The organism is Tsukamurella strandjordii, from assembly GCF_039525985.1.
Taxonomy (GTDB): Bacteria; Actinomycetota; Actinomycetes; order Mycobacteriales; family Mycobacteriaceae; genus Tsukamurella; species Tsukamurella strandjordii.
Map to the genome: position 1 here is coordinate 451,151 of NZ_BAAAII010000008.1, position 16,753 is coordinate 467,903.

Below are 16,753 nucleotides of genomic sequence, written 5' to 3' on the forward strand. Positions count from 1 at the left end.
ACGCGCAAGCAGGAGGAATCATGACCTACGACATCGACGAACTCGCCTCGGCGGCGCCGGACGCCGTCTCCCGCACGGCCGAGGTCCGCGACACCGGCGAGGGCGACGTCTTCGTCTCCGCCTCGCTGAGCCAGACCTACCCCACCGACCCCGCCGACCTGTGGGACGCCGTCACCAACGCCGAGCGCCTGCCCCGCTGGTTCGCGCCCGTGCACGGCGATCTGGAGCTGGGCGGCCGGTTCCAGGTGGAGGGCAACGCCGGTGGAACCGTCCTCGAATGCGAGGCCCCGCACCGCTACCTGGTGAGCTGGGAGATCATGGGCGGCGCCTCGAAGGTCGAGGTCACGGTGACCCCCGACGGTGACGGTGCCCGGCTCACGCTGACCCACTTCGGCGACAACGCACGAGACTTCTACGAGCAGTTCGGCCCCGGCGCCACAGGCGTCGGCTGGGACCTGGGCCTGCTGGGCCTGGCCGCTTACCTCACCACGGGCCAGGACCGCCCCGAGGACGCCGAGGCCTTCTTCGCCACTGCGACGGCGAAGTCCTTCGTGGCCGCCTCCGCCCAGAAATGGGCTGAGGCCACGGCCGCCGCGGGAGTCCCGCAGGAGCAGGCCCGCGCGCAGGGCGAGCGCACCGCCGCGTTCTTCTCGGGAAGCTAGCGAGGGCCTAGGCCGCGGCGGCCACCTCGACCGGAGCCTCGGCCGAGGAGCCGGACTTCTCGGAGCCGGTGTCGCTCTTCGCCGAGCCGGACGAGGCCGAGTCCTTCGCCGACCCCGTCGAGGTGCTCCGCTCGGTAGCCGCCGTGCCGGTGCCCGTGGTCTCGGCGGTCCCGGTGCTCGGGGACTCGGAGGCCTTGGCTCCGGTGTCCTTCGTACCGCTCGATGCGGTGCCCGATGCGGTGCCCGACGCGGTGCCGGTGGAGCTCGTGGTCGCCGTCGGGGCGGTCACCGCCGAGGTGGACGCCGATCCCGAGGAGACCTCGGCCGAGACCCGCTGCGGTGCAGTCACTGTCGGCTCGCCGGCCGCGGTCACCGGTGCGACGGTGGCGGGCTCGGTGGGCTTGGTGGCCAGGTAGCGCGATGCATCGCCGGTCCCGGTGGCGGCGGCGCGGACGCCCTCGACCACGCCGCCGGCGAGGCCGGCGGTCACCGCGAACGGGTTCACCAGGGGCAGCAGGCCGAAGGGCGTCTGCCGGCCGTAATCGCCACGGGAGTAACCGGTCTCGATGAGGACGCGTGCCACCGGCGAGACGAGATCGACGAGCGGTCGCACGAGTCCGGTGGTGCCGGTGGCGGCGGCCAGGTCCAGCAGCGGCAGCATGATCGGCAGGATCGTGGCGGGCAGCGTCACGTAGCGGGTGTCGCCGCTCACCTGGCAATAGGTTGCCGCGGTGCAGTTCTCGGTGGCCGCGGTCACGGCCTTGCGCACCTGATCGGGGGTGTAGCCGATCGGTGTGGCGTTGGCCGGATCGTCGCCCTTGGGGGTGAGGTACTTGCCGTGCACGTACCAGAAACCGGCGAGCGCGTTGGCAGTGGCGAGCAGGTTCACGGGGTAGCGCGGGAAGTCGGTCACGCCGTCGTACTGGAAGGCCACGTCGGTGGTGTTCACCGTCGTGGAGGTGTTGGTGGGCGTGCCCGGCTTGAAGGTCACGTCGAGGATCGGGATGTGGCCGAGGAAGGACGGGCGCGAGAACAGGCCGCCGTTGGGGCGACTGGCGTTGCCGATCAGCACGAACGAGACGTTCTCGGGTACGCCTCCCGGCTGCGCCGCGAGCTGCTGCTTGACCTCGCTGACCACGGTGCCGCCCTGGGAGTAGCCGAAGATCACGATCGGCGAGGTCTTGTCGGCGGCGCCGTACGCATTCTTGAGGCTGGTGACGCCGCTGGCCACCGAATCGTCCCACTTGGCTCCGCTGAGGCCGCCCCAGCCCTTGAGCGGGATCGGCCAGAACTCCGCGATGTACGGGACCGGGGTGGCGGAGCATCCCTGTGCGCAGGCACCGGTCGGCGCCACGTAGTAGCCGACGGCGTTCTCCTGGTAGTTCGGCACCGGTGCCGGATTCTTGGTGCCCGTGCCGGGGACCACGAGCACGGTGGTGGCGGCCCAGACCACGGCACCCGCGAGGGCGGAGCCGACGGTGAGCGCGATGGCGCTCAGCAGCGCGATCAGCCCGGTGGCCAGGCGGCGGGGGCGGTACGTCGATACGAACTCCGGCATGGATCGCTCAGCTTTCGGCAGGAAGGGACGGACTTCGCCGATCAGCCTGGCACAGTGTTCGTCATTGCATCGGCCGATGATGACCGGATCTCACAATATTCATCGATCGCTTGCTCAGCCTTCATCATCGAGGTGCCCGCGGCCCGCCACGAACCGCGCGAACTCGGCGGCGGGCGTCCGTCCGTCCCCCGATGCGGTCACCACCACGACCGATCGGACGGCCGCCGCATCGGTCAGCCGCACGTGCCCGTGCGGGAAGGGGGGATCGCCGGGGGCCGGGCCGGGCACCAGCGCCAGTCCGAGGCCCTCCTGCGCCATCGCGCGGGCCATCGCCATGTCTTCGGTCTCCAGCACGATGCGCGGCTCGAAGCCCGCGCCCAGGAACAGTGCGTCGGTCGCGGCGCGCGTGCCCAGGCCGGCCTGCGCCAGGATGAAGCCCTCGTCGGCGAGCTCAGCGAGCGTCACCTCGTCCCGCCGGGCGAGCGGGGAGTCGGGCGGCGGCACCACCACGAGGGCCTGGTCGAACAGCGGTGTCACCGTGAGACCTTCGCGCTGCGGGGGTGGCGAGACGAGGGCGGCGTCGATGCGCCGCGCGGCGACGGCGTCGAGCAGATCGTCGGTGACACCCTGCTCGAAGACGAACCGCACGTCCGGGTGCGGGCGCCGATAGGCCGCCACGATCCGCGGGACGAAGGAGGCGCCGAGCGTCCGGATGAAGCCGAGCCGGATCAGCGGGACGGGGGAGGCCTTCAGGTCCGCGCGCTGCAGGCCCAGCGCCAGATCGTCGAGGGCCCGCTCCGCGTAGAGCGCGAGCTCGACGGCGGCCGGGGTGGCGACGATGCCGCGACCCTCGGGCACGAACAGTCGCAGGCGCAGCCGGCGCTCGAGCCGGTGGATCGAGCGACTCACGGTGGTGGGGGTGAGCTGGAGGTCGGCCGCCGCACCGGCGAAGCTGCCGGTCCGCATGACGGCATGGAACTCGGTGAGCCCGGGAGCGAGGGCGTGCTGCCGCGCGGACGTCGATTGCTGCATATTTGCATCGTAGCGCTGCAAAAGATGCTGTTTTCATACCGAACGCAGAGCAATAGCCTGGGAGTAGTTAGCCAAGCGATGAAAGGGGCGTCATGACCCAGGCAGCAGCCGCCGCGACCGTGGGTTCCTCGGTGACCGGCCCGCAGATCCCCGGTCCGCGCCGGTCCGCATCGATCGGTTTCCTCGGCGGGATCTCGGGAGGCCTCCTCGGTGGTGGTACCGGTGTGGTCACCGTCCCCGCCCTGGACCGGCACTCGACCCTCCCGCGACACGTCATCCACGGCACCTCGACCCTCGCCAACGTCTCCGCCGCGCTAGTCGGCTCCATCGTCTACGCCCTGCGGGGCGGTCACGTCGACTTCGTGCCCGGTATCGGTCTGATGATCGGCGGAGTGGTGGGCGCCTACGTGGGCGCCCGCTGGGTCTCGAAGGTCCCGGAGGTGGTGCTCCGGTCACTGTTCGTCCTGGTGCTCGCGCTGTCGGCGACCAAGTTCCTGTTGCAGGGCTTCGGCATCCAGGTCGGCTCGTCGTCCGGCCTGTTCCACGGCACCGCCGTGATCGTCTCCGTGGCAACGGTGACCGGCCTCCTGGTGGGTGCGTACTCGGCGGCGATGGGCCTCGGCGGCGGCCTGCTCGTGGTGCCGGTGATGGCCGTGCTGTTCGGCGCCAACCTGCACACCGCGGCCGGAACCTCGCTGCTGGTGATGCTGCCCAATGCCATCGTCGGGGCGGTCACCCACATCCGGCACGGCAGCGCCGACCTGCGCGTCGGCAAGCCTCTCGCGCTCGCTGCACTGCCCGGCGCACTGGTGGGCGTGAGCCTCGCGCTCGCCCTTCCGGAGAGAGGACTCGCCGTGGTTCTGGGTACCTTCATGGCCTTCCTCGCGGTGCGCGAGGTGCTCCGCTGGCGGCGGTCGGCGCGGGCAGCACGCCTCGCCGAACAAGCCTGACCTGGTACTACACCCCCACTCGGTCCGCTCGGGCCGGAGGTCTGTCCGGACCGTGACGGGAAAGGAGCGCGCTGTGTTCCCCGCGAATGATTCGTCGACGAAAACGACTGGTAGTAGAATTCCCGTCATGGCAAGCGGGGAGATGGCGGCGGGGGCGGAGGCCCACCTGCTCGCTCAGCGCCTCAACGCGCTGTACGAACGCGAGGCGAAGGCGGGGCGCCCCCGCACCAACAACGCGATCGCCCAGGAGCTCCGGGACCGCAATCCCGGATTGCGGGTGTCGGGCGGGTACCTCTCGGCGCTGCGCAACGGAGGCCGCGCCAACCCGTCGATCGAGCTGCTGCGGGCCCTGGCGTCGTACTTCGAGGTTCCGATCGATCACCTGACCGCGCCGAGCACCGACGACGAAGCCGCACTCGCAGCCGAACTGGTGATGCGGGAGGCAGGAATCCGTGCACTCGCGCTGCGGGCCGAGGGCCTGGGTGAGGCGAGTCTGGCCAGCATCGTGGCCATCATCGACAATGCGAGGAAGCTGGAAGGCCTGCCGGCGGCGGGCGGCGCAGCACACAACCCGGCCGACGAGTAGTCGGCCGGGCTGCGGGCGGGATCGACTCAGGCGGCTGCGGGCAGCTGCTCCAGAGTGTCGAAGTGGCGCAGGATCTCCGGTGCCGCGGCACGGATCGACGCACCGTGGTCCGCGTCCTCGAGCACGGACAGGCGGGCGCCGGGCATGGTGCCGGCCAGCAGCCAGGAATCGGCCAACCGCTCGGTGTCGTGCTCGCCGGCGAGGAACAGCGCGGGCGTGAAGATCCGTGCGTAGTCGTCGATCTCGCGGCCCTCGTCCAGCTCCTGGGAGTCGAAGAAGGCTGCGAGAGCGCCGGGCTCGTTGGTGCGCAGACGATCGCGCGCCGCAGCGCTCAGCGGGCGCTCGCGCTGCGTGTCCCAGTGGTCCATGAAGGTGTCCATCGAGCCACTGTCCAACGCGGCGCGGGCGCCCGGGAAGAACACCCGGTCGGCCATCGAGGGCTGCGGGCGGTGCGAACCACCCACGCACACCATGGATTCCAGTCGTCCGGGTGCGAGGAACGGAATCCGCAGCGAGGTGCGTGCGCCGAGCGAGAAGCCGACCGTGTGGAACCGGTCGAAGCCGAGCAGATCGGCGATGCCGAGCAGATCGCGGGCCATCGTCTCGATCAGGTAGTCCTTCGGATCGCGCGACTTGTCGCTGGCGCCGTGGCCCAGCATGTCGACCTCGATCAGCGGGCGCTCGCCGTGCAGGGCGTCCGTCACTCCGATGGAACGCCAAACGCCTGCGGACTGGAAGGTCCCGTGCAGCAGGAAGACCGGGGTCATATCGGCCGCGTGGTCGGCGGCCGGGGTGTAGCGGTAGGAGATCCGGACGCCGGTGGGCCGCCGGAAGGTTGCAGTTCGGGTTTCGACGACGGATTTCTCGTTCATGGCGAGTACCTCGGGGTCGTACGGGCATCCCCGTTGCGGGGAGGAGGACGACGTCCGGCGGCGTCGGCGGAGCGTCTGCACACCAAGGTATCTACTGGCAGTAGAAATCGGTAGTGACCCGAATCACTTTTTAGGTTTGTTTACGATCCGTTAACGCCCGATATTCCCGGGCCACCGAGCTCACCCACGAAATCTGCTGGTCAAGAGGTAGATCAGGCCTGCGGGTGATGCCGCCGAACCCGCACTCGCCCTCGATCCCCGTGTCCGATTTATGCATCTGTAACACCGCCCCACGGATCTCCCGAGCGAACTCGGCGCTCGACTGTGGGTGTGATCGCTCCTCGACGCCGGGCAGCAGCGGCGCCAGGTGCAGCAGCCCGTCGTGGATGTCCACCATCATTCGATACACGCGGATCTCCGCGTGCGCGGCCGCGAACCACGGCGAGGGAATCGCTCCCCGGGTGGTGTTCAGATCCGTCCACAGCGGAGTCAGGGCGCGGCAGGTGCGGCGCGCTCGGGCACTCCGCGTGGCGTCGAGCCATCGGTGCCGCGCCTCGGGATAGGCGAAGCCCACCGCCAGCAGGAGCGCCGCGAGGATCGCCGTGGGCGCCGTGAGGTATTCGAGTGCCACGGGCGGGGTTCCGTGCGCACTCGACATGGCCTTCGCCGCCTGGTTGGCGGCGAAGACGAGATCGAGGACCACGCCGGCGGAGATGATCGCCAGGGCGGTGCGCAGCGTGGGGGTGAGGCCGTCGCCCAGTCGATCGGTGTGGAACCGGCAGGCCCCGAGCAGGATGATCAGGCCGATCGCGAGCGACCCCGCGTAGGTGAACACCAGTGCCGCCCCGGTCGGTTGCTCCGCGAGCTTCGCGCTGACGGAACCCACGAGATCCGTTCGCGGCGTGAGCCACCACAGCACGATCATCGTGACGGTGCAGGCGATCGCGGCACCGCCCACGGTGAACCCGAAGGCGCGGGACACCGAGCCGTGCCGCCACGTCCGGGCCACCAGGATCATCGACGCGCACCACAGCGGCGAGATGGAGTAGGTGATCAGCAGTGACGCGGAATCGGCGAGGACGGCGTTCACTCGGCGCACGATCCACGGTGCGGCACTGGCGAATCCGAGTGCCTTGAGAGCGAAGGACAGCGCCAGCCAGCGGCGCACCTGTGCGGCCCTCCCCGGGGTGAAGCAGGTGGCGGCGATCAGCAGGGCTGCGAGTGCGCAGGCCAGCGCCGCCCCCGTGAAGAGGGCGTTGTTCAGCGCGACGACGGTGGGCGGCGGCGGCATGGCGGGTTCATCGCGACAGCAGGTGCGGGGCGAGGGTGGCGATGAGGCCGCCGTCGTCGGCCACGCGGTCCGCGGTACGGCCGCGCTCGCGACGCACCTGTGCGAAGGCCGTCGCCAGCAGCTCGGCCTCCTGCTCCTGCGCGGGATCGGAGTGCGCGCTGCGCAGCAGCATCGGACGCTCGACGGCACGGTCCAGGTGGCCGCACAGCAGGTGGCTGAGCTCGTGGAAGATCACGTGTTCGGTGAAGAACGGGGGCAGGCCGGTGGCGTGCACGATGGTGTCCCGATCGCGGCCGCCGAGCACTGTCCCGGTGATTCCGGTGCCGGTGAGGTCGGTGGCGGCGATGTCGATCGGCCGCCCGCGGCGCTCTGCCACGAGCTGCACGAGTTCCGGTGCCGTGGACCAGCCCTCACCCAGGCCGCGTGCGAGCCGCATCGCGTCGGCGAGGTCGATCACGGTCCACTGCATCACTGTCTCCGGTGCGGGGGCATGGGTGCGGATGCCACCCGAGGGTAGTGACAACCGGGCTCGCGCGCAGCGGAAGCACTGTTTTGTGAGGGACCACACTATTCGGGCATGTCGCCCAAACGGGACGGCTCTCAGTCGGCCTCCGCCGCGGCGAGCACCCGGGCGAGCCGGTCCGGGAGCAGGTGCGCGCCGTCGGCCTCCAGGGTCACCGCGTCGTCGCCGAACACGGTGCGCGCCCGCGCCGCGGCCCGGGGTCCGTCGAGCATCCGGTCCCGCGCGCCGAAGGTCGCCGTCACCGGTGCCGAGATGGCGGCGAGCACCGCATCGTCGAATTCGGGCAGGCCGTCGGTGCGCGGTGCGAAATTGCGGAAGGTGAGCCCGCTGAAGGCGGCGAGATCGGATTCCAGGCCGGGTTCGCCCGATGGGTGCCAGCCGGTGAAGTAGCTCATCGCCCGCCGCCGCCCGGGCTCGCCGAGCAGGCTCAGCAGACCCGCCACGAACAGCGGGGCGATGCGGCGCGGACCGAGCCCGCCCGGTACGAGCAGGCCCAGCGCGGACACCCGCGACGGATGCGCCGAGGCGTAGTCGAGTGCCACCCAGCCGCCCAGCGATTCCCCGATCACCGTCGCCCGCGGCGCCGCCAGCGCCTCGGTCACCCCGGCCAGCCACGAGGCGTGCGCTCCGGGGTCGAGCGGAAGCCGGGGGACGACGGTGCCGCCCGGCTCGCCCGGCAGGTCGATCGCGTGCACCCGGCGCGAGGCCGCGAGGCGTGGGATCTCCGCGGTCCAGTTCAGCGAGGTCCCGCCGGAACCGTGCAGCAGGATCACGGGCGGAGCGTCGGCGGGGCCGGCGCTGAGTACATGCGTCCCATCGACGACGGTGCGCTCCACCTCGGGCAGGTACTGCGCGATCAACCGCGCGTATTCGTCGTGCACCGCGCGGGCTCCCGCGTCGCTGCGGAACCGTGGATCCGTCACCGTCGGACTCCTCTCCAGAGGCTCCAGTCTCGCCTACTCTCGGGAGATGTTCGAGATCGAGCGCGACCCCGCCGCGGTGGTACATCGACGGTGTTCCACTTACAGATCAGGACGACTGCCCGCAACGCGAAGATCGCATCACCGGAATTGTGGTGGTGGCTCATCACCGAAGATGCCAACTGGTATCAGCCGTTCGGCCCCGGCTCCAGTGTCGTCGAACTCGATGACCACCCGGTGGTACATATCTCGCACGCTGATGCGCTCGCATACTGCCGCTGGTCCGGACGGGCGCTGCCCAGTGAGGCGCAGTGGGAAGCTGCAGCCCGAGGAACTCTCACCGGACAGCCCTATCCATGGGGCGGCCAGCCACCCACCGATGCGGACGAGCCGCGAAAGCTGAATATATTCCGCGGTACCTTCCCCGGTATTCCGCCGGAGTACCCCATAGGGACGGTTCCGGTGCGCTCATTCGCGCCCAATGACTTTGGGCTCTACAACACTGTCGGCAACGTGTGGGAATGGTGCGCAGATACTTTCGCTACCGGTACCTACCGCGAGCGCGCCGAATCCGGGCAGTTAGTCACCGACCCCTTCGTTCGCGATCCCGCCGCGCCGGATCGCGTGCTGCGGGGAGGTAGCTACCTCTGCAACGCCGGCTACTGCGCCCGCTACCGCACCAGCGCCCGTGGCCACGCAACTCCACTGACCACCAGCACCCACATCGGATTCCGCACCATCGCCGCCAGCTAAGCAAGGCGAGGCAAAGGCCCGGTCCGCTGATAGAATCACTAATAACCGCAGCATCTTTCGGACGGAAGACAGAAGACGTGCGCACAGACATCATGGAACAGCTCACCAGCCGAACGCTGGCTCCGATCTACGACCTCAACAAAGTTCCTGCGAACGTTCCACAGACCTGGATCGACGCCGCCCGGCTAGGCGGCCCCGAAGGTGTTCGCTCCTTCCTTGACGATCCCGACAACGTAGCGTTGCGCGAAACACTCCCGCTGATGACGAGCTACATCTACGAGTACGCAGTTGACCTGTTCATCGCAGAATTCAGGCGCCCCGACCATGAAAACGCCAAGCCAGAGCCTGTCCTCGCCTATGCGTTTCTGGCTCACGATGAACAAGAGCCCTACCTGACATTAAGAATCGGTCCCCTTCCATGGATCGTTGATTATCCGGATGGTTACCCGGCCGACCTCAAGCAACTTGCGACGGTTCACGCCGGATTTTTCGATGACTGGACGTTCGGCGGACCTGCGCCCGTCGACGTGTTTAAACCACTCGGTGGATTGCACCTAGAGAAGATGGAACGGAAGATTGCCGCCGCGGACACCGATCTGTTCCCCTTCGATTTTCAAGACGAGCACGGCAACAGTGTTCCGAGATCGGAGCTTCCCGACATCCACAGCTTGTGTCCTGTGTGGAGTCTCGGAGATAGAGAGTGGGTTCGGTTCCTGTGTGTGGACCGCACCTCTCAACAGGTTTGGTTCGTAATTCCGTCTGAAGAAGTGAGCCGAGAGTTCGGAACGGCTTCGAAGTACATCGATGACGCCGTAGGCACGTCGTTCTCCGCTATGCCGACGCTTAGCTCGAACCCTGCCCCCTTCGGGTGACTGCGAACCGTCTCATGTTGATCTTGCTGGGGCGGCCCTAACGCTGAATCGATTCGCTTGGTCGATCTCAGAAGTTCTGTCTTGCCGTGTTAGCTGCTGGGACGCAACAGCGCGGATGCCAGCCCGACGCCACAAACGCTAGACCAGCGGGACGCGACGTGGCGTGCACGGGTGGAAGTCAACGGGGAGGGCGCTCTTCTCGGTGTTTGACCCGGCGCGGCCACTCTGACGGCCGAGTGGGGGCACAGCCAAGCGCTGCGGCGGCACAACAGCGACATGATCGGCCTCTCGGTGCTCCGCGCCGCGTACGCGCCACCCAAAGACTGAGGTCGCACCAGGCGGCGCGAGCCATGGCGATGGTCCTGGCGGTACGCGCACCGAGCCACTCAACGAAGAACGGCCCGCGACCATGCTGGTCGCGGACCGTTCTCGCGGCGGAGGATAGGGGATTTGAACCCCTGAGGGCTATTAACCCAACCCGCGTTCCAGGCGAGCGCCATAGGCCACTAGGCGAATCCTCCGTGGACCATCCTAGACGACGGCCCCCGTACACCTGAAATCGGCCGGACCCGTATAGTGGTGGACGGACTCCGCGCGGCGTCCATCCTGTGAACTCCCCCAGGGCGGGAACGCAGCAAGGGTCAACGGGCTCTGGCGGGTGCGCGGAGTCCCCTTTCATGTTCGGGGCTGATCCGTCGGAGGCGCGAATGTCCACCTATGTGTCCATGAGCCCGGCGGAACTCGCCGCCGTGCACAGCGACCTCACCGCGAGGTACGACAAGCTCAAGGCCGCCGGACTCACGCTGGACCTCACCCGGGGCAAGCCCGCCCCCGATCAGCTCGACCTGTCGAACGCGCTGCTCGCGCTGCCCGGCGAGGGCGACTACCGCGCCGCCGACGGCACCGACACCCGCAACTACGGCGGCCTCGCCGGCCTCCCGGAGATCCGCGCGATCTTCGGCGACCTGCTCGGCATCGACTCCGCCCAGCTGTACGCGCAGAACAACTCCAGCCTGGAGATCATGCACCGCCTGATCACCCTGGCCTGGATCCACGGCACCGTGGACGGTGAGCGCCCCTGGAGCGCTGAGCCCACGGTGAAGTTCCTCTGCCCCGCCCCCGGCTACGACCGGCACTTCGCGATCACCCAGGAACTGGGCATCGAGATGATCGTGGTCCCGATCAACCCCGACGGCCCCGATATGACGGTGGTCAAGGAGCTCGTGGCCAACGATCCGGCGATCAAGGGCCTGTGGGCCGTGCCGAAGTTCTCCAACCCCACCGGCGCCGTGTACTCCGAGGAGGTCACGCGCGAGCTGGCCACCATGCCCACCGCGGCACCCGACTTCCGCATCTTCTGGGACAACGCCTACGCCGTGCACCCGCTGGAGGGCGACGCACCGTCGGACCCCGACATCCTGGGCTTCGCCGCGCAGGCCGGCCACGCGAACCGTCCGTACGTGCTGGCCAGCACCTCGAAGATCACCTTCGCCGGCGCCGGCGTCAGCTTCCTGGGCGCGTCCGCCGAGAACCTCGCCTGGTACGGCAAGCACGTGGGCCTCACCTCGATCGGGCCCGACAAGGTGAACCAGCTGCGGCACGCCCGCTTCTTCGGCGACGCCGACGGGGTGCGCGCCCACATGCGCCGCCACCGCGACCTGCTGGCCCCGAAGTTCAGCCGGGTCCTGGAGATCCTGGAGGAGCGGCTCAGCGAGGCCAAGGTGGCGTCCTGGAGTGACCCCAAGGGCGGCTACTTCATCAGCCTCGACGTGCTCGACGGCACCGCCAAGCGCACGATCGCCCTCGCCAAGGAGGCCGGGATCGCCCTCACCGCCGCGGGTGCGACCTTCCCGCTGGGGGAGGACCCGCACGACCGCAACATCCGCCTCGCGCCGTCGTTCCCCGGCATCGAGGAGCTGGAGACGGCCATGGACGGCGTCGCCACCTGTGTACTCTTGGCTTCTGCTGAAAAACTGATGCAGCAATAAGGATCTTGAGCAGGAGGATCGCGCCGGTGGCGGACGACATCAGCCGGCGGTTCCCGCGCCAGTGGTGGGTCATGGCCCTCTTCGCCGTCGCGGCGGGCGTCGCCGTGTGGCAGCAGTTCGTGCGGATTCCGTTCTCCACGCCGATGTTCGGCCTGTTCCACAACCAGATCGACGCCGAGGTGTACCGCAGGGGCGGCGAGATCGTGGCGCACGGCGGCGACGGCCTGTACGACGGTCCGCTGCTCAACGACATCCTGCCCTTCACCTACACGCCCTTCGCGGGCGTGATCTTCGTGCCGCTGTCGTGGATGTCGACCGAGGTGCTGCGCTGGGTGTGGACCATCGCGATCATGGCGGCCCTGCTGGCCTGCATCCTGATCGCCTTCCGGCTGCTCGGCTTCGCCCGCGACGGCCGCGTGTGGTTCGCCGCGATCTGCCTGACGCTGGTGGCCACGGTGCTCGAACCGGTGCGCACCACCATCTGGTTCGGGCAGATCAACGTCTTCCTCATGCTGATCCTGCTGTGGGACCTCGGACGCCCGAAGGGGGCGCGCGGCAAGGGATTCAGCATCGGCATCGCCGCGGGCATCAAGCTCACGCCGTTGTTCTTCCTCGCCTATCTCGTGGTCACCCGGCAGTGGCGCGAGGCCCGCAACGCGCTGATCACCCTCGCCGGCACCGTGGCCATCGGCTTCGCGGTGATCCCGCAGGAATCGCTGAAGTACTGGTCGGGCACGTTCCTCGACGCCAACCGCGTGGGCGAGCCCAACCAGGTGGGCAACCAGTCCATCAACGGCCTGATCGCCTACCTCTCCCATGCTGACGAACCGTCGACCGCGCACTGGCTGCTCGCGGCCGTGCCCGCCGCGCTCGCCGGTCTCGCCGTGGCCGCATGGGCGTACCGGCGCGGTCACGTGCTGCTCGCGATCACCCTCGTCGGCCTCACCGCGTGCGCCGTCTCGCCGTTCTCGTGGGGCCACCACTGGGTGTGGTTCGTGCCGCTGCTCATCGTGCTGCTCACCCCGGCGCTGCTCGCGACGGACTGGTCGCACCGTCTGGCCTACCTGGTGGCGCCGCTCGCGCTGGTGGCGGCCACGTTCATCTGGGTCACCTACTTCCCGGGCCTGCAGCCCACCGGCGTGGAGACCGTGCACGACACCTACGCCATCGGGATCTTCCTGCGGCCCTTCGATAATCCGGTGCTCAAGGCCCTCGCCGGCGGTGTCTACGTGTGGCTGTTCCTGGCCACCCTGATCGGCAGCGCGGGGTACCTCGCCCGGGCGGACCGGTCCGGCCGTGCGGCCTGACGACGCGTCCGATCCCGGGGCCGAGCATCGCCGGCTCCTCGCCTACCTGGGCGCCGCCATGATCGCGGGCGGGCAACCCGTGCACGAGGTGGAGGACGAACTGCGCGCCGTCGCCACCGCGCTGGGCCACCCGATGACCCAGGTCGGCGCCACACCCACCGGACTCACCGTGGGCCTGGCCCCCGGCGACCCGGCCACCTTCGAATCGATCGACGGTCCGCTGCGGCTGGAACAGTCCGCCGTGGTCGACGATGTGCGACGGGGCCTGGTGGCCGGGACCACCGCGCCCGACGAGGCCTTCGGCCGGCTCGGCTCGCTGCGCTCGCTGCCGCACCGCTACTCCCGCTGGGTGCAGGACGCCTCGTGGTCGGTGATCGCCATCGGTATCGCGATGCTGCTGCAGCCCGGGTGGGCGAACATCGCCGCGGCGGCGATCGGCGGCGTGGTGGTGATGCTCCTGGTGAAACTGTCCGGGCGGGTGCAGTTCGCGTCCACCCTGCTGCCCACGATCGCGGCCTTCACCGTTGCCACCGGCGTCTTCGCCGCGGCCCAGGCCGGCTGGCTCGACGGTCCGCTGCGCACCCTGCTCGCGCCGCTGGCGGTGCTGCTGCCCGGTGCGCTGATGGTGACCGGCATGTCGGAACTGGCCGCGGGCGCGATGGTCGCGGGCACGGCACGGCTCACCTTCGGCATCGTCCAGCTGATGCTCTTCTCCATGGGCGTCTTCAGCGCCACCACGATGCTGAACGTGGCGCCCGAACTGATGATCAACCTGCGCGTCAACGAACTCGGCTGGTGGGGGCCGCCGGTGGGCCTGCTGCTCATCTGCATCGGGGTGTGTCTCAACGAGGGCGCGTCGATGCGGCTGCTGCCCCCGATCGTCTGCGTGGTGGCCGCGGCCTTCGGCGCCCAGCTCGCCGGGCAGGAGCTCTCGGGTGCGGTGCTCGGCGGCTTCCTCGGTGCCGTCGCCGGGAGCCTCGGCGCCTCCATCGCCGAGTCCATCCGCCCCGATCTGCCGCGGCTCGTGGTCTTCCTGCCCGCCTTCTGGGTGCTGGTGCCCGGCAGCCTGGGGCTGCTGTCGGTGACCTCGGTGGGTCTCGATCCGGCGCAGGGCGCACGCACCGCGGTCGACGTGGCCGCCGTCATCTGCGCGCTCGCTTTGGGGCTTTTGTTCGGTTCGGCGCTGGCGCAGGCATTCACCGGAAAACGCCGGGGCCAGCGCTGATCGGTGCGCGTTCCGGAGAGTTCATCCCGGCAACGGCGACTGTTCAAATACATATGTTCCTATGCATGAATGACGACATTCGAGGGTAAGAAGGTGCGCACGGCGCTGGCCGCGAGCACGGTGGCGGCGGTCGCGATCGTGGCCGCGGCGTGCGGGAACAAGAGCGACGGTCTCGGCACGTCGGGCGATACGGCCGCCGGCGTCGACATCAAGCGCGAGGCCGCCGGTGACATCACCACCAACGGCGGGGCCCGCCGCCTCGACGGCGATCAGACCAAGGCGATCGCGGATTCGATCCAGAAGTCGAAGGCCAAGAACGTCATCCTGGTGATCGGCGACGGCACCGCCAACCAGGAACTCACCCTCGCTCGCGACTACCAGTGGGGCGCCGGCGGCCAGATCCCCGGCATCGACCAGCTGCCGCTGTCCGGTGACTACACCACCTACGCGCTGAACAAGGACACCAAGAAGCCCGACTACACCACGGATTCCGCCGCCTCCGGCACCGCGTGGTCCACCGGCACCAAGACCTACAACGGCGCCGTCGGCGTGGACGTCAACGGCAAGGCCCAGCGCTCGATCCTGGAGATCGCCAAGGCCAACGGCCGCAAGACCGGCAACGTGACCACCACCGAGCTGCAGGACGCCACCCCCGCCGTGCAGGTCGCGCACGTCGCCCAGCGCAAGTGCTACGGCCCCGTCGAGACCAAGGAGAAGTGCGGCTCGGACTCCCTGGCCAACGGCGGCCCCGGCTCGATCACCGAGCAGCTCCTCGCGGCCCGCGCCGATGTGACCCTCGGCGGCGGCTGGAAGACCTTCCAGCAGACCGCGGATGCCGGTGAGTACAACGGCAAGACGCTCGAGGTGCAGGCCAAGGAGCGCGGCTACCAGATCGTCCGGTCGGGTGAGGAGCTCGACGGCATCAAGGACGCGAACCAGGACAAGCCCCTGCTCGGCGTGTTCGCCGAGGGCAACCTGCCCCGCCTGTGGGACAAGGCCACCGCCACCAAGGAGGGCGGCAAGGAGCCGGCCGTCACCTGCTCGCCCAACCCGGCCTTCGGTGCCACCCCGAAGCTGCAGTCGCTGACCAAGAAGGCCATCGACCTGCTCAAGAACGACAAGGGCTTCTTCCTGCAGGTGGAGTCCGGTTCGGTCGACAAGGCCAACCACGACGCCGACCCCTGCGGCCAGATCGGTGAGACGGTGCAGCTCTCCGACGCCGTGAGCACCGCGCTCGAATTCGCCAAGCAGGACAAGGACACCCTCGTCATCGTGACCGGCGACCACGCGCACACCAGCCAGATCATCGAGACCGGCTCGGTGACCCCGGGCCTGACCCGCACCCTGAACACCAAGGACGGCTCGACCCTCACGGTGAACTACGGCACCTCGCTCGATCCGGGCGAGGAGCAGCACACCGGCGGCCAGGTGCGCATCGCCGCCTACGGCCCCGGCGCCGCCAACGTGGTGGGCGTGACCGACCAGACCGACCCGTTCTTCTACATCACGGACGTCCTCGGCCTGGACCGCACCAAGAAGTAGCCGACTCACCTCGAAGCCGCACCCGTGCACGCCGCGGGTGCGGCTTCGTCGTCGGCCCGGCACCGGGACCGACGGGGCGCTAGCGTGGACGGTGCACACGCAAACGAGGGGAAGACCATGTATCCGTACCCGGCCCCGGTGCCGCGCCTGTACCGCGCCCTCGCGTTGATCCAGGCGCTGATCGCGATCCTGGCCCTGCTCGGCCTGGTGATCTACTGGATGACCTCGGCGACCGAGGAGCCCGTGCAGCCCCGTCGCTACGCCGATTACTACTACGACGACGCGGTCGCGGTCTTCGCCGTCGTCGCCGTCCTGCTGGTGGTGCTGTTGGTCTCGCTGGTCGGGCTCGCCGTGTTCGTCGCCAAGGGCTCCCTCGGCGCCAGGGTGGCGAGCTGCTGCGGCTGGGCGATCCTGATGATCGGCGGACTGGTGGCGGTGCAGGTGCACCCGGCCTTCGTGCTCGTGCTGTTCGTCTCGCTGTGCATGCTGTTGGCGCTGGCCCTGGCGGACCGGCTGTCGTCGAGCCGGTCCGCTCCCGCGTCGGTGTCCGCGGCGGCCCCGGCGGCTTTCCAGACCGGGCAGATCCCCGTGCAGCAGCCCGCCCCCGCACCGTCGGACACGGGGTCGTTCCCGCAGCAGCCGAACGGCCCGCAGTAACCGTCGGACGGCACC

Annotated in this window: 16 protein-coding genes, 1 tRNA gene and 1 other RNA gene; 11 read left to right on the plus strand and 7 right to left on the minus strand. The window is 69.2% G+C overall.

Going from position 1 to position 16,753, the window contains the following annotated elements; all coding sequences use genetic code 11:
- Positions 1 to 662 (plus strand): SRPBCC family protein (locus ABD108_RS16810; RefSeq protein ID WP_343930865.1); only part of this gene is annotated, 662 nt, incomplete at its 5' end.
- A gap of 7 nt (positions 663 to 669) precedes the next feature.
- On the opposite strand, the gene ABD108_RS16815 is transcribed toward ABD108_RS16810, so the two are convergent.
- Both ABD108_RS16815 and ABD108_RS16820 read right to left on the minus strand, forming a co-directional pair.
- Entirely contained in the window at positions 670 to 2,220 is a 1,551-nt protein-coding gene (locus ABD108_RS16815; protein ID WP_343930866.1) for a PE-PPE domain-containing protein, read from the minus strand.
- Positions 2,221 to 2,334: 114 nt separating this feature from the next.
- The gene (locus tag ABD108_RS16820; RefSeq protein WP_343930867.1) at positions 2,335 to 3,252 is read right to left on the minus strand and encodes a LysR substrate-binding domain-containing protein; all 918 of its coding nucleotides are present in this window, start codon (positions 3,250 to 3,252) and stop codon (positions 2,335 to 2,337) included.
- A 92-nt stretch (positions 3,253 to 3,344) separates the two neighbouring features.
- On the opposite strand from ABD108_RS16820, the gene ABD108_RS16825 reads away from it, so the two are divergent.
- Positions 3,345 to 4,202 (plus strand): sulfite exporter TauE/SafE family protein, encoded by an 858-nt coding sequence (locus ABD108_RS16825; RefSeq protein WP_255585611.1) that lies wholly within the window; start codon positions 3,345 to 3,347, stop codon positions 4,200 to 4,202.
- A 127-nt stretch (positions 4,203 to 4,329) separates the two neighbouring features.
- Positions 4,330 to 4,788: an XRE family transcriptional regulator gene (locus ABD108_RS16830; protein WP_220657364.1), complete on the plus strand. Its 459-nt coding sequence runs from the start codon at positions 4,330 to 4,332 to the stop codon at positions 4,786 to 4,788.
- Between the two features lie 26 nt (positions 4,789 to 4,814).
- Here the strand turns inward: ABD108_RS16830 and ABD108_RS16835 are convergent, their stop codons facing one another.
- From ABD108_RS16835 to ABD108_RS16850, 4 genes are all read right to left on the minus strand, one after another.
- Positions 4,815 to 5,660 carry an alpha/beta fold hydrolase gene (locus ABD108_RS16835; protein ID WP_343930868.1) on the minus strand — a complete coding sequence of 282 codons (846 nt, stop codon included), beginning with the start codon at positions 5,658 to 5,660 and terminating at the stop codon, positions 4,815 to 4,817.
- A 130-nt stretch (positions 5,661 to 5,790) separates the two neighbouring features.
- A complete protein-coding gene (locus tag ABD108_RS16840) occupies positions 5,791 to 6,951 on the minus strand; it encodes an MAB_1171c family putative transporter (protein ID WP_343930869.1) in 1,161 nt (386 codons plus the stop codon).
- Positions 6,952 to 6,958: 7 nt separating this feature from the next.
- Positions 6,959 to 7,420, minus strand: a complete 462-nt coding sequence (locus ABD108_RS16845; RefSeq protein ID WP_343930870.1) for a hypothetical protein — start codon at positions 7,418 to 7,420, stop codon at positions 6,959 to 6,961.
- A 131-nt stretch (positions 7,421 to 7,551) separates the two neighbouring features.
- Complete coding sequence (locus tag ABD108_RS16850) at positions 7,552 to 8,397, minus strand: alpha/beta fold hydrolase (RefSeq protein WP_343930871.1); 846 nt, start codon at positions 8,395 to 8,397, stop codon at positions 7,552 to 7,554.
- A gap of 90 nt (positions 8,398 to 8,487) precedes the next feature.
- Between ABD108_RS16850 and ABD108_RS16855 the strand changes: the two genes are divergently transcribed.
- Both ABD108_RS16855 and ABD108_RS16860 read left to right on the plus strand, forming a co-directional pair.
- On the plus strand, positions 8,488 to 9,147 hold the full coding sequence (locus ABD108_RS16855) for an SUMF1/EgtB/PvdO family nonheme iron enzyme (protein ID WP_343930872.1): 660 nt from the start codon (positions 8,488 to 8,490) through the stop codon (positions 9,145 to 9,147).
- Between the two features lie 77 nt (positions 9,148 to 9,224).
- Positions 9,225 to 10,019 (plus strand): hypothetical protein, encoded by a 795-nt coding sequence (locus tag ABD108_RS16860; protein WP_343930873.1) that lies wholly within the window; start codon positions 9,225 to 9,227, stop codon positions 10,017 to 10,019.
- Between the two features lie 435 nt (positions 10,020 to 10,454).
- On the opposite strand, the gene ABD108_RS16865 is transcribed toward ABD108_RS16860, so the two are convergent.
- Positions 10,455 to 10,540, minus strand: a tRNA-Ser gene (locus ABD108_RS16865).
- Between the two features lie 61 nt (positions 10,541 to 10,601).
- On the opposite strand from ABD108_RS16865, the gene ffs reads away from it, so the two are divergent.
- The 6 genes from ffs (at position 10,602) to ABD108_RS16895 (ending at position 16,738) form a co-directional block, all read left to right on the plus strand.
- An RNA gene (gene ffs, locus ABD108_RS16870) (signal recognition particle sRNA small type) lies at positions 10,602 to 10,696 on the plus strand.
- A gap of 30 nt (positions 10,697 to 10,726) precedes the next feature.
- Complete coding sequence (locus ABD108_RS16875; protein ID WP_343930874.1) at positions 10,727 to 12,007, plus strand: aspartate aminotransferase type Ic; 1,281 nt, start codon at positions 10,727 to 10,729, stop codon at positions 12,005 to 12,007.
- A gap of 26 nt (positions 12,008 to 12,033) precedes the next feature.
- Positions 12,034 to 13,314, plus strand: coding sequence for a glycosyltransferase 87 family protein (locus ABD108_RS16880; protein ID WP_343930875.1), 1,281 nt, complete (start codon positions 12,034 to 12,036; stop codon positions 13,312 to 13,314).
- Entirely contained in the window at positions 13,304 to 14,539 is a 1,236-nt protein-coding gene (locus ABD108_RS16885) for a threonine/serine exporter family protein (protein ID WP_220657372.1), read from the plus strand. Before ABD108_RS16880 ends, ABD108_RS16885 begins: the two co-directional genes overlap by 11 nt.
- A 69-nt stretch (positions 14,540 to 14,608) precedes the next feature.
- On the plus strand, positions 14,609 to 16,081 hold the full coding sequence (gene phoA, locus ABD108_RS16890; RefSeq protein ID WP_343930876.1) for an alkaline phosphatase: 1,473 nt from the start codon (positions 14,609 to 14,611) through the stop codon (positions 16,079 to 16,081).
- Positions 16,082 to 16,198: 117 nt separating this feature from the next.
- Positions 16,199 to 16,738 (plus strand): hypothetical protein, encoded by a 540-nt coding sequence (locus ABD108_RS16895; RefSeq protein ID WP_343930878.1) that lies wholly within the window; start codon positions 16,199 to 16,201, stop codon positions 16,736 to 16,738.
- Positions 16,739 to 16,753 lie beyond the last annotated feature (15 nt).